Origin of the sequence: Paenibacillus odorifer, assembly GCF_000758725.1 — a bacterium.
Classification (GTDB): domain Bacteria; phylum Bacillota; class Bacilli; order Paenibacillales; family Paenibacillaceae; genus Paenibacillus_AQ; species Paenibacillus_AQ odorifer.
Map to the genome: position 1 here is coordinate 2,482,593 of NZ_CP009428.1, position 13,740 is coordinate 2,496,332.

Annotated in this window: 11 protein-coding genes; 6 read left to right on the plus strand and 5 right to left on the minus strand. The window is 44.6% G+C overall.

All coding sequences use genetic code 11. From position 1 onward, the window contains the following. Positions 1-36 precede the first annotated feature (36 nt). On the minus strand, positions 37-816 hold the full coding sequence (locus PODO_RS10505) for a helix-turn-helix domain-containing protein (protein WP_051491630.1): 780 nt from the start codon (positions 814-816) through the stop codon (positions 37-39). 129 nt (positions 817-945) lie between these two features. Here PODO_RS10505 and PODO_RS10510 point away from each other — a divergent pair, with 129 nt between their 5' ends. Then, positions 946-1,242 (plus strand): ArsR/SmtB family transcription factor, encoded by a 297-nt coding sequence (locus PODO_RS10510; protein WP_038569940.1) that lies wholly within the window; start codon positions 946-948, stop codon positions 1,240-1,242. Positions 1,243-1,369: 127 nt separating this feature from the next. Beyond that, the gene (locus PODO_RS10515; RefSeq protein WP_038569942.1) at positions 1,370-2,392 is read left to right on the plus strand and encodes an NADP-dependent oxidoreductase; all 1,023 of its coding nucleotides are present in this window, start codon (positions 1,370-1,372) and stop codon (positions 2,390-2,392) included. 71 nt (positions 2,393-2,463) lie between these two features. Here the strand turns inward: PODO_RS10515 and PODO_RS10520 are convergent, their stop codons facing one another. Then, positions 2,464-3,273, minus strand: coding sequence for a YheC/YheD family protein (locus PODO_RS10520; protein WP_038569944.1), 810 nt, complete (start codon positions 3,271-3,273; stop codon positions 2,464-2,466). Positions 3,274-3,435: 162 nt separating this feature from the next. On the opposite strand from PODO_RS10520, the gene sbnA reads away from it, so the two are divergent. From sbnA to PODO_RS10545, 4 genes are all read left to right on the plus strand, one after another. Further along, positions 3,436-5,643, plus strand: a complete 2,208-nt coding sequence (gene sbnA / locus PODO_RS32205; RefSeq protein WP_341120999.1) for a 2,3-diaminopropionate biosynthesis protein SbnA — start codon at positions 3,436-3,438, stop codon at positions 5,641-5,643. Positions 5,644-5,667: 24 nt separating this feature from the next. Further along, positions 5,668-6,633, plus strand: coding sequence for an ornithine cyclodeaminase (locus PODO_RS10535; protein ID WP_038569946.1), 966 nt, complete (start codon positions 5,668-5,670; stop codon positions 6,631-6,633). Between the two features lie 201 nt (positions 6,634-6,834). Beyond that, entirely contained in the window at positions 6,835-7,497 is a 663-nt protein-coding gene (locus PODO_RS10540) for a serine hydrolase domain-containing protein (protein ID WP_038569948.1), read from the plus strand. A 209-nt stretch (positions 7,498-7,706) separates the two neighbouring features. Continuing rightward, on the plus strand, positions 7,707-8,411 hold the full coding sequence (locus PODO_RS10545; protein WP_052096949.1) for a sensor histidine kinase: 705 nt from the start codon (positions 7,707-7,709) through the stop codon (positions 8,409-8,411). A gap of 2 nt (positions 8,412-8,413) precedes the next feature. On the opposite strand, the gene PODO_RS29995 is transcribed toward PODO_RS10545, so the two are convergent. The 3 genes from PODO_RS29995 to PODO_RS10560 all read right to left on the minus strand — a co-directional run bounded on the left by PODO_RS29995 (position 8,414) and on the right by PODO_RS10560 (position 13,605). Further along, positions 8,414-9,049, minus strand: coding sequence for a TetR/AcrR family transcriptional regulator (locus PODO_RS29995; protein WP_051491631.1), 636 nt, complete (start codon positions 9,047-9,049; stop codon positions 8,414-8,416). A gap of 46 nt (positions 9,050-9,095) precedes the next feature. Then, positions 9,096-10,286: a pectin acetylesterase-family hydrolase gene (locus tag PODO_RS10555; protein WP_169744757.1), complete on the minus strand. Its 1,191-nt coding sequence runs from the start codon at positions 10,284-10,286 to the stop codon at positions 9,096-9,098. Positions 10,287-10,458: 172 nt separating this feature from the next. After that, positions 10,459-13,605, minus strand: coding sequence for an alpha-mannosidase (locus PODO_RS10560; protein WP_038569952.1), 3,147 nt, complete (start codon positions 13,603-13,605; stop codon positions 10,459-10,461). Positions 13,606-13,740: the final 135 nt, after the last annotated feature.

The following is a 13,740-nucleotide window of genomic DNA, read 5'->3' on the forward strand; positions in this document are numbered from 1 at the left end:
AGGGCGAACAACTGGGTTGTTGCTTCGAATCCTCCGTTATTTCAGGGCAGATGACGGAGGATAACCCTTTATATTTTTGAAAACGTTGCTGAAGTAGGCGACATCTTGATAACCACAGTGCGCTGCCACTTCGGACACATTAAAACCACCTGCCGATAGAATCATCTCAGCATTGTTCACCCGCACCTTGTTTATAAATTCTTTATAGGTGGAGCCAGTGTTCTGCTTAAATAGCTTACCAAGATATACGGGATTTAGGGCAACCAAATCTGCCAGCTCCTTGATCGTAACTTCCTCCGAATAATGATCCATAATATAGGTCATCACTTTTTGGATTCTTAGATCTATCAGAGGTGTTTCTTGATGGTGGGCGATACTTAATAAGCGGTACACTATCAGTTGAAAGATGGCCCGGGCCTTCATTTTGTAGAAAGGTTGTTTGCCCATCCAGACATGTGAGAATTCTTTAATATCCTCTAGAATCTCTTTAGTTCTCCAATTCCTAGTTACAGTCTCAAAAGGGAGCTGCACATGATTGTCCTCCCCCTCCCAGAAGAAATTAAACGCAAAAGAACGCATGGGTGCCTCCTTAAAGGTCTGAGCTTCCCGAATGCTGCCAGAAGGGGCATAGAGCATATCTCCGGCTTCAACCGTGAATTTCTCTCCATTAATAAAATAGTCAGACTTCCCTTCTACGATGAAGGTAAGATCATGGAAATCGATTTTACTCCTCGTAATCTCCCAATCCGGGAAGGATCGGCGATCAACAAACAAAAAAACACGGGGAACAAGATTTTCATATTTGGTAATGTCCATTTCTACCACCCCTCCTTCCTAATAAATAGAGCCGCGCTAATGCCGATTGGTATATTATACAAAAATGAAACCGATTAAGAAATGGGATTGTAAATTGACTTTGCGCAATCAGAAGAATACAATAGTTTTATGACTATCGAACAATATTCCTTAAAAGATGATGAAAAGCGAGTGAAGATTTTTAAAGCATTAGCAGAAGTGAAACGAATTGAAATGATTCGTTATCTTCATCTCCATAAGGAGAACAATACATGTGGGTCCATTGGTGAATCTATGGGAATGGACAAATCTAATGTGTCGTACCATCTGAAGATTTTGTATGAAGCTGATTTAGTAAGTGTCACACGTATGGGGCAGAATAAGATTAGCCAGCTTCGAGAGGATACGTTTAGCGAATTATTACCGGGTTTCTTGGACAGTTTATAATATGTCCGGAAACCTATAATTTTTTCTTGATAGTTTGATAGTTTTATAACTATTTGATAATCATGTACAGGGTTTGGTTAATAGTTATAGGTAGCAGCAAAAATAAATATTAATGGAGTAGTGATCTATGAATCAGTTGAAAAATAAACAGGTCCTGTTAATTTCACGTCCTGTAGGCATGCCAACCCAGCAAAATTTCGAGTTCAAAGATATTCCTGTAGTTGAAGCAAAAGAAGGACAAGTTGTTGTACGTACGTTGTATTTGTCAGTGGATCCTTATATGCGCGGAAGAATGAATGATGCTAAATCGTATGTTCCTCCGTATCAGCTTAATGAAGTCATCGCTGGAGGACTTGTGGGAGAGATCGTAGACTCCAAATCGGAGCTATTCAAAGCTGGAGATAAAGTCATCGGTATGCTGGGCTGGCAGTTATATAATACTGTAGATGCTAAAGCAGTAACCAAAATCGATGATTCGATTGCACCTGTATCGGCTTACTTAAGTGTTCTTGGTTTGACAGGGCTCACTGCATATTTCGGTTTACTTGATATCGGTCAGCCGAAAGAAGGAGAGACTGTCGTAGTGTCTGGGGCAGCGGGTTCAGTGGGGATGTTTGTTGGACAGATTGCCAAAATCAAAGGCGCTCGTGTCGTTGGGATCGCAGGTAGCGATGATAAATGCGACTATTTGAAAAATGAACTTGGCTTTGATGCAACCATTAATTATAAAACAACGGAAAATTTAGGCCAGGCTTTGGAAGAAGCATGTCCAAATGGTGTTGATGTTTATTTTGACAACGTGGGTGGAGCGATTTCAGATGCTGTGATGAGTTTGCTTAATGATTATGCACGTATTCCACTATGTGGCGCTATTTCTTCCTATAACAGTACAGATGGAGATATGGGTCCCCGTATTCAGAGCAGATTGATCAAAACCCGCTCCCTTATCAAAGGATTCGTTCTTAGTGATTACGCAGCCCGCCAGTCAGAAGGCCTTCAAGAGCTTGGAAAATGGCTAACAGAAGGTAAATTAAAATATGAAGAAACAGTTGTTGAAGGATTCGACAATGTGGTGGAAGCATTCCTGCAATTGTTCCAAGGTGCGAACCTAGGGAAGATGCTTGTTAAGGTGAGCGACTCCGAATTCTAAAACAACACAAACAGCCCTGGTAGAGACTTCTATATATCAGGGCTGTTTGTATTATCACCAATCTAATTCGTTCAGACCATACCCTGTTTGGACTTCATGCATTTAAGATTGTATGTGCGGCCATAGGCTTTCGCATATTTGACGATTCGCTCAATCATGCTGGTGTCATTCAGTTTGGTAAATGGGCACGGATCGGGGGCTGTATTTACTTCCAAGATCCATGGTTTAAGGCGTCGATCCAAGGCAATATCCACACCGATTTCCTGCAGGCCGGGATAGGCTGTGCTTAGCTGTCTGGCGGAGTTCACTCCAATTTGTTGCATGGACCGGATCAACGCGCTACTATTCTCTACGTTTGTGTAGGATTCTAATAATGCCTCTACCGGATAAATCGTTCCCCCTTGGCTCCCATTCGTAACCACTTTGCGAGGATGAGCAACGCGACCCGCAATGCCTGTAGCTTCCCACCCGCCCTTAAGATTTCTTTGCACCATTACCCGGATATCAAATGGCCTTCCTTCATAAACCAAAAGCCAAATCCCCTTTTGCACCAAATAGGACTTTCCTTGGGTCTCGTTAAAGATTGCCCGATAAGCCATCTCGTAATCAGAAAATGTATGTTTATGCGTACCGGACTGATAGCTGTAGGCTGGTCGTTTTTTGGCGGAATGATCTTGTGATCTTTCAATCCGAATTACACCCTGTCCCAAAGATCCACAGCAGGGCTTAATGTACACCATTTTATGTTTTTGCAACATCTCATAGAGTACGTTTTTATTCATTTTTTTCGTTACCGGGATATACTTCCTTAGCTCTTGTTTTCTAAGCAGTACCCTTGTTTTCGTCAGCTTATTGGATATCCGCCGTATTGGCTCCTTCATTTTGTTCCTCCGTTCTATATATCTATAGGCTATATTACGGGAATACGCAGTTTTTGCTTGGGCAACCACAGAAGAATAGAACACATGCAAAGAATTCTACATATGAATATTGGAGGCATTTATTAAACTTGGGCTGCAGCATGCGGTCAACGGGAGGCGGCTATGATGCTGCTCGGGAAATTGCAGAATAAGGTGCAAGAAGTAATGGACGAATACCCTTGGTACAAGGGGTTGATCGATGGGGAGAAAACGAATTATAACCTGCAGAACTTACCTCTTATGTCTTCGAAAACACTTGAAACTTTCTATTATAACCAACCCATCGATCCTTCTTGGACTGTTTATAGGACGTCTGGTACAAGCTCAGGCCGTAGAAAAGCAATCCTCTACTCTGAGGAAGATGACAAACACTATGTGGATATTAAAACGAAGCTATTCGGCGAGCTTATTGCGGGAAGCGGATGTAACAGAGCGTTGGCGGATATGGGCACTGGACATGCAGCAAATACTGCGCTGACCATTTTTGAAAGGTTAGGATTGGAAAAAAGTTCAATCCCCTTTGAACTGCCAATCGAACAGCATATTGAACAGCTTAAAGCTTTTAAACCTGACTTGCTCTATACGATGCCGTCCATCCTTGACCATATCGTATATGCTGCCGGAAACCCGCGTGAATTCGGAATTCGCAAGATTATTTTGGTAGGGGAAATTGCTCCGCCTGAGTGGCAGCGGAACATGGCTGGCATGTTCGGTATTGAGCCTAGAGACATCATCGATACTTACGGCTCCATTGAAATCGGTACGATCGCTTATTACTCCCATGATCATGGCAGGTACATTTTTGCCGACGGAATTTTTGCGGAAGGAATCGGGGTTCATGAGTTAGACGAAGAAGTAAGGCCACTTCGGAACAATGAAAGTATTCTGGTGCTTACCTCAACTGTCCGCAAGATGCTGCCAGCTCTTCGTTTTGTTACTTATGACGTTGTAAGGGATTTTAGGCCTGTGATGATAGACGGGGTTGAACAACAAAGCTTTGAGTCTATTGTAAAAAGAGTGGGTCAGGAACTGAAGCACGGTGAGAAAATCAGCCTGTACGATATCGAGCAGGTCGTATACCGTCATATTGAAGATGCGATCATTCGGGTCAAGGTAAAAAACAATGCGCTCTCTATTTATATCAAGAGTAAATCTGTGAAGCACTCTATTATTCCGGTAATCAAAGAGGAAATCAGGGAGTGTATTCCGGAAATCGGGATGATGATTCGCAACCATCTGCTTGATGATATTGAGATCATTATAGTAGCTAAAGGGGAGCCGCTGGCCAGCGGGCAGGTCAAGAACAAGAAGTTATATTATCAGAAGGACAAAGCTAAGGTGGACATAAATATCCAAGACGGTATCTTATCGACTATCGGAAAAACACCATTAATCAAGCTGGATAATCTGTTCCAGAACAGTGAGTTCGAAGTCTACGCAAAAATGGAACTGCTAAATCCGGGAGGAAGTGCGAAAGACCGTCCAGCTCTGCGGATGATCCATGAGGCATGGAAGGAAGGGAAAATCGGGCCGGGAACTACTATTATTGAGTCGAGTTCGGGAAATATGGCGATTAGCTTGGCGATGATTTGCCAATATTTAGGGCTGCGATTTATTAGTGTGGTTGATCCAAGAACTACCACAACAAATCTGCAGATTCTGAAAGCATTAACTGCAAAAATTGACTTTGTTAGCGAACCCGATCCCGAGACCGGTGAATATCTGCCTGCTAGACTGAATCGAGTGCAGCGACTCTTGGAGGAAATACCGGGCAGCTACTGGCCGAATCAATATGCAAACGCAAATAACTATTTGTCCCACTACCATACGACCATGAAAGAAATCGTGACTGAGCTTGGCGAAGTGGATTATTTGTTTTGCAGCGTAAGTACATGCGGCACGATTCGTGGCCTCGCGGAATATGTAAGGGATCATGGTCTGAAGACTAAGATTGTTGCCGTCGATGCGGAGGGAAGTAGTATTTTTGGTGGCAACAAAGAGAAACGGCGGTTCCCGGGACTGGGTGCTGGCATCGTACCCCCTTTCTGCAGAACGGATTTAATCGACCGTATTGTGCATGTCTCAGACTTGGATATCGTAAAAGGATGCCGAGCACTCGCCCAGAATGAATCGATTCTGGCCGGTGCATCCTCGGGGGCTAACCTTGCCGCTGTTAGGCGTATGGAGCAAGAAATGGCTCCAGGATCTGTCTGTGCGGTGATTCTGCATGACAAAGGGGAGCGTTACCTCGATACAGTATACTCTGACCCATGGATTCAGAATGAATTTGGGCAGGAATTCTCGCCTGACGGTGGAGATGTTCTTGCTTAACGAACGGAAAAAGGAGGTTGTGGAATGCTGTATTTAAACGATCGGGACATCCGGGAGGTGGGGCTTGATTGGCCTTCTCTCGTGGAATCGATAGAAACTACGGTGCGCATACTTGATTCTGGAGATTACGCGCAGCCCGTAAAACCTTACCTAAGGTATAAGAATCCTCAAAATCGTATTATTGCAATGCCCGCATACGTAGGGGGGAACGTGAACGCAGCAGGGATCAAATGGATTTCCAGCTTCCCGGATAATATCCAGGTTGGTCTTCCCCGCGCGCATAGCATCATTGTCTTGAATGATCCCATTACGGGCGAGCCTATATCCGTCCTAAGCTCTCCGCTCCCCAGCATCGTAAGGACAGCTTCCATCAGTGGACTGATGATTGGTCACTTTTTGCAGGCTCGTTCACTTGAACGGATTCATCTTGGCATTATCGGCTGGGGACCAATCGGGCAATATCATTTTCAAATGGTTATGGCATTGTACGGAGATCGAGTTGAACGTATCCGCATCTTTGATATAAGGGAAGTAGATTTGTCAGACATCTCATCTATATATAAGGATAGGATAGAAGTGGAGGAGACGTGGGCGGGCGTTTATCGAAAGTCCAATATCTTTATCACCTGTACCGTATCCAATCATAGATATATCGATATGCTTCCGGCGGAAGGTAGTCTTCTATTGAATATTTCACTGCGTGATTATAAGCCTGAGGCATTAGCTTCGGTGAAGGCCATAATCGTCGACGACTGGGATGAGGTGTGCCGCGAGAATACTGACATACAGCAGCTCCATCTGAAACATGGGTTAACTCGTGCCGATACCCGAATGATTACCGATGTTGTCTCGCGCCATTGCCTGAATGAACTCAGAGCAGATGAGCCGATTTTCTTTTGTCCGATGGGGATGGCGGTTTTTGATATCGCAACAGCGGTATACTTCGTGAAAAAGGCGAGAGAAAAAGGGATCGGGACTGAGCTACAGTAAGGTGGTAGGCATACGTTCGCTATGGGATTTTTTATAGGTTTTTGTGATGTAACTAGACTATGATCCGTCACTTTTAAGGGTGGATTGCTGTCTAGTTTTTTTATTGTCTTGTTAACGTTCCATTCATAATACTCTGATAATCTCTATAAGTGTTAGGCGGATGATCATCCACCCCAATAAATGATGACTCGGAGGATAATAATGTTAACACCTATGAAAAAAAGGCTGATCGCTGGTCTGACTCTATTGGCTATAATTAGTGCCGGCTTAGGCGCAAGCTTGGTATTTCCCGGGAAACAGGCCTCGGCTGAGACCAAAATGGGTCAAACCGCGCTACCGGCAGCTCAAATTGAAGCATCTGCCAAGCTCGATGATACCGCAGGACTGACTAGCTTCGTTGATGGAATTATGGAAAAAGATATGAACCGGCTGCAAATTCCGGGAGCGGTTATCTCCATTGTAAAAGACGGCAAGATTATTTTAGCCAAAGGTTATGGCAGTTCCAATCTGGAAGAAGCGGCACCGGTTGATCCGACAACCAGCATGTTTCGAATCGCTTCAACAACAAAGCTGTTCACCTGGACAGCGGTGATGCAACTGGTCGAACAAGGCAAGATAGATCTGGACACTGATATTAACACCTACCTGAAATCAGTGAAGATCCCTGCTACTTATCCTGAGCCGATCACGATGCGCCATTTGATGACACATACAGCGGGGTTTGAAGAGGGTGGAGTGGGTTATCAAATCACTACCGACCCTGCCAAATTGCCGGGATCAATCTCGGAAGCACTCAATAAGCATATGCTGGCACGGGTAAGCCCCCCCCCCCGGCAGCGCCCACCCAGCAGTTCCCACAGATAAGCGGATGGCCCACTTTTCCGGAGGCGTCATCGCCTTGATCTTGCGTCTGTAGAAACGAAGTTATCCGAACTGCCAACCCAACAGGTTCCAATAGTAGAAAAACAGAGTCATCACTACAGCCGAAAGTGCCACTAGTGTATAATGCACACGCTTGAAAGCTGTCCAGTATTTAGGACGAAATAGGGGAACTGACACAAAGCTATGTGGAGATGGCCAGGGAGCTGAAGCAGCTGGAACAGATGAGGCAGGATTTCGTATCCAACGTGTCTCATGAAATTCAGACACCGCTTACGTCTATTTCCGGCTTTGCTAAGGCATTGCAGAACAATGATCTAATCATGGAAGAGGAACGTTCTGAATATCTTGATATCATCATTGCTGAGAGTGAGCGTCTGTCGAGGTTAAGTGATAATTTGCTGAAGCTCGCTTCCCTGGATTCTGAACATCATCCTTTTAACGCAGATTCCTTCAATCTTGACGAGCAGATTAGAACCATCGTTGTGACCTGTGAGCCACAATGGTCAGCCAAAGGCATCGTTATCGATCTTGAGCTGCCGGAAGCTGTCAAAATTAAGGGTGATGAAGATCAGCTGAAGCAAGTATGGATGAATTTGCTTAGCAACAGCATCAAGTTCACACCGGAAGGCGGGAACATCCGCATCAGTATAGATGACAGTGCAGCAGATGTATCGGTCACCGTCAGTGATAACGGGATCGGGATTTCCCCGGAAGAGTTCAACACCGTATTCCAAAGATTTTATAAAATAGACAAGTCACGGAATGGAAACAACAATGGCAATGGCTTGGGACTTGCAATCGTTAAAAAAATTGTCTCCCTGCATCAGGGAAACATAGAAGTGGACGGTGCGGTTGGAGCGGGAACGACGATTATCGTCAGGTTGCCCCATAAGTGAAATTAAGGGTTTGTCTCATTCTTGGATTGCCGTACGCCAAACATAATGAAATCCTTGAATTGCCGGTCCATAACCCGATCTTCCTCCGTAACCACACCCCCCCGCTGATGAGTAATAATGACGGCTTTTTGTAAATACATGAAATACAGGTGGGTGGACTTGTGCAGAATGTCCAGCCACTTATTTTTTTCCTCCGGAGCGACTGAAATTGTCTCAAGGAGAATTAACCGTGAATACCAGCCTTCCATAGCCTGCTTAAAGTCAGGAAGTTCCGCGGGATTTTTGGAAAGCGTGCTGTAGTAAACTCCAAAAATGGCATCATAGTAGATCAGGGCTTCCTGATGATCTCTTAACGCCAGATATTTATCGAGAATGTTCTCCAATGACTGTACAGGGTGTTCAAAATCAAAATCAAACAGCAGCTGTCCAAACATTCGCTCCAGATTAAGGGCATAAATTTGAGCGGCTAATTCTTCTTTGTCCTTATAATGATGATACAAAGTACGCCGGGAGATGCCGGCTTGTTCCGCAATCTGTGCCATATCCGTGCGCTCAATACCTTGAGCACAGAATAAGCTAAGCGCTGTATCCTTAATGATCTCCCTTGTCATTTGCATTTGCTTTTCCCGCAAATTCATTGATATTCTCTCCTGTCTTGTTGCAACTCTTCCGCTGCTTCTAGCACTATTTCTGAGCTGGCTTCGAATTCATGAGGAATTTGCTGCCCACTGAATAGGGGTTCTGCCGGTTGATCGCATCACCTAACCAATTCAGAAGCTTCACACTATCCTGTTCAGCCTGAAAGAAGGTCTCTCTGGTGGCAAAAGTGTGCGGAGTTGTACCCGTCTTAGCGTTCAGTCCATAGTCGGTGAGATAGTAATAATAATTAGGTAAAGTGGCTGCCAAAGAAGAAACAGATTGCCGCATTTCCTGTGACCACTCATTAATGATGCTTTGATCTCTTGGCCCCTTGTAATCGTTGATGTTGTTCTGAAAGTGGATTAGAATCTCGTCAAATACCGAGTAGGATTGCAATATTATCGCATTTGCAGGAAGTAGATGGCCGTTCGCTTTAAAAGCTGCCCCGATGATATCCGCTTCAGGGGCATATCCGAAGTTCTTCCCGAAGTCTGCTTGCCATTCCTGATTCACAACATTTGGCCACTTGTCTGATTTCAGGAAGGAACTGTCTGAATATTGGAAGATCTCAGAGTCCTTGTAATGAGAGGCGATCTCAGGAGCCCAAAAAGCGGATCCGAATCCACCAGCACTTTCGCCAGCAATCAGTAGTTTGCCGGGTTTATCCACGTTGGCATATATCCAATCGAGGCTGCTTCGCACATTATTGCTGCCGTTATAACGCATAGTAAAGGGGCTGCCGTCCTCTTTTTTATATTCAACTGTGCGGTTGCCGATATGGAAGTCACCGGTCGAATAGGGAAGGTAGACCACATTCCAGCCATGAAATGGATTGGCAGGGTTATCCGTATCCATCATGCCTCTCAGCAATGTAAGCATATAGAAGGGGATGTTGGGGAAATAGTTGCCTGTATCTCCACCTTTAATAAAGTTCATAAGCTTGATGGGGTGTGCGGCACTTTGGGCATCCCAGCTGGCCCCGCCCCCGGAAAAGAAGATGATCCAGTTATTATTTTCACCCTTTTTATTCCACAAAAAATACTCTGATCCATCACTTGATATGACATTTCCGTCTAGCGTGACTTTATTCCACTTGTAAGGCTTCACATCCGCGATTACGGGGGTGGTAGTCGCCGGTCTTTTGATTACAAAAGCGCTGATTGCAAACATGGCAATCAAAACAAGGCTGAATAACCCAATACCTGTGAATATTGTGATTTTCCTCATTTTTCTCATATCCATCTCTCCCTTACTCGGAGTATACGTCAAGATTACTCATTGCACAAGGTGTATACTTAAAAGCATAAGAAACAATCGTGAGAAAATATATAAAGAGGTGTCCTCGCAGCCTTTGATCCATGGCTACAGAGACACCTCGATTTTTGTATGTTACTTTATTTTTTGTGTATTACTTTATTAATTTCTCTGCTTCGATTTCAAATGTTTTTAGTTCGTAAGGTTCAAGTATAAAAGTAATGACAGGTTCAGTGTGGACTTCCCCTTCAGGACGCTCCATTAGATTACACTCTTGCCACGAAATAATATTCAAGTCGCTAGTCATATCAATTTGCTGGCGGCTTCCGGAATAGTCGTGCACACGTACGATTAATTTTTGACCATCCTCAGACTTCTTAATCGCAGAAACCATAACCGTTTGAGTAGAAAGGCGAATAAGCGACTTGGTTGCTACTTCTGCTTGACCCATGGTGCTCCGTAGAGGGTTGTTGACGGACCAAGCTTGACGGACGGTGTCACCCTGTAGCCAATCCCCAGTATGAGGCAGGATAGAGTAGGTGAAAGTATGTTCGCCTTGATCCGCTTCAGGGTCAGGGTGCGTTGCCGATTTGATTAAGGATAGACGCATCACATTATCCTTGATGTCATAACCGTATTTGCAGTCGTTCAGCAAGCTAACGCCATAACCACGATCTGATAAATCCGCCCACTGATGCCCCACAGTCTCGAATCTAGCGTAATCCCAGCTAGTGTTCCAATGTGTTGGACGCGTAACATTACCGAACTGGATATCATAAGTGGCTTCGGTAGCTCGTATCGCAACAGGGAAAGCTACTTTCATTAGCTGTTGTCGCTCATGCCAGTCTACCTTCGTCACGAAATCGATACGACGATGGTGTGCATGTAAGATCATTTGCTGCTTAATCGTGGAATCCATATAACTCCATGTGAATTGTACAACACATCGCAGTGAACCCTTTTCTATGACTTCAATGCTGCGGCAGTCGGTGACTTCACGTTTCTTTTGCTGATAGTAGATGTCAATGTCCCAAGCTTCATGGGCTAGGGGTTTATCTTCAAACACTTGGAACACGTTACCGTGACTTCCGTTTGCTAATACTTGTCTTTGTTCATTTATATCATAGATGGATACTAATTGACCTTGTTCGTTCCATTCAATTTCGAAGTGAGGCGTTGAAATTCCTGATTCATTTAGCTTGAATGGAGCGCTTAGAGACTCGGAATTCACATCTTCTACGAAGGAAATGGTTGTGTATCCGAGAGAAGGAATGTTAGATACTTCAACGATCCAGCGGTCACCTTCACGTTGAGCTTGTAGTTGTTTTCCTTCTGAGCTTATCCAATGTCCTGTTTCCATCCCGGCTTCAACAGTAATTTCTACGAGTTCTGTCAGCTCCCAAGCAGCATTGTTCCAGATCGTATATTTACCGGCTTCATTTCCGCTCACAAGTGCCTTACTGGATTGCTCCCAGACAGACTGACCTATTGCTTCTGCTTGTGCATATTCAATCGTACTGTCTTCATATACTTCACGAATCGAAGAGCCCGGAATAATATCATGGAATTGGTTGCGCAAAATAATTCTCCAGCCCTCGTCTAAATCGGTCTGACGATAGTTCGACCAGTCACCTGTCATCACACTTTGCAGTGTATTTAGCCATTCCGCCTCACGGTATAGCAGTTCAAGCTTACGGTTCATCCGCTTATTGTAGGCTTGGCTTGTGTAGGTGCCGCGGTGATATTCTAAGTAAAGCTCGCCATCCCATACATGGACATAACGATCCGTATTTGCAACAGTTTCTTGCAAGTTACGGAAGTAGTCTCCCGCTGTTCCTGTTTCAATCTTCGGCAGACCGGGAAGATCGTTTAGCCGACGGCGCATCTCTAGCATTTCACGGTTCACACCCCCGCCACCATCGCCATATCCGTAAGAAAGTAACAGATTGCGATTCACTTCTTTATCCCGATAGGTATCCCAAATTCCTTTTACAGTCTTAGGAATAATCCGGCCATTATAAGTGTAGAACCAAGAATCTTCTTCGGACCAAGGCTCTGGCGTTGTAATAAAATGTGTTAACACCTCTGTGCCATCAATCCCACGCCATTGAAAGGTATCATGTGGCATCCGGTTATATTGATTCCAGCTAATTTTTGTGGTCATGAAGGTATTAATTCCTGATTTTTTTAGGATTTGTGGCAAGGACCAGCTGTAGCCAAATACGTCCGGCAGCCATAAATAGTCACATTCAACCCCAAATTCATTACGTAAGAAGCGAGTTCCATACAGTAATTGACGGACTAGAGACTCTCCTGAGGTCAAGTTGCAATCTGCTTCAAGCCACATGCCGCCGCCAGCTTCCCAGCGTCCTTCAGCCACACGTTCACGAATATTTTCGTAGATTTCTGGATAGTCATTTTTGATATATTCATAGAGTTGCGGCTGAGTCTGTAAAAAGGTATAGTCCGGGAACATTTCCATCAGACGTAGTACGGTTGAGAAGGAACGCGCACATTTCTCACGGGTGTGTTTCAATTGCCACAACCAAGCCACATCAATATGGGTATGGCCAATACAGGTAACGGTGACGGGTGAGGACTTCTCCATTTTATTAATTTCATCACGCAAATAATTGCGGGCTTCCCCGATCGAAGCGTAGAAGTTGTCTGAACCTGGGCGAGACCAGTCGATCAGAAGAAAGGAGCGGTCCACTGTACTCATAAGTTGTGTATATTCTGGAGTTTTGGCATCGAGTACGTTCAGCGTCTCAACTACAGCAAGCGCGGTAAAATAGAAATCATCCGTTGGTTCATCCAGCCAACAAATTTCAGCCATGCGAATGCCATGTGTCTGATCCTTTTTAGGGCCGCCTCCTTCGAGTCCCGACCATAACCGGAAGGTCAGTGGAAGCTGAGTGCCTACCGTTTCATTTGGCAAGAACACTTCGGTATGATTGGAATCTACACCTTGATAGGGTTTGCCGTTGAAAAAGAATAAGGATTCAAATCCGGAGTTGTTTCCAGCACCCGTCTCGCCAAAATCAAATCGACCCAGTACTCTACGGCCTGCCCAAGTGGCGGGTACGTCTATATTTGTCGTTAGCCATAAATACAAATCGCGGCCTTTCCAGGTATCGCCAACTCGTAGCTCAGACCATTCTCCATCCACGGGCGGTTCGGCTGCAATTTCACCTTGTTCGTCAATCATTGAGTTGAAAAAAGGAATGTGTATACGATCCCGGTAACGATATTCGGAAATTTCGTTTAGTTGGGAGTTGAGTTTGCGTTTGGTTAGAAACATGAGTAATAGCCCCTCCAATATGTTGATGGGGGACGAGGAAATTAAGATCTATTTGGGTTATTATAGGTTTGTTTGGGGGGTAGAAATCAACTATAGACGATTTTTTGTGAGTTGTAAACTCTCGGTGGAGAGAAA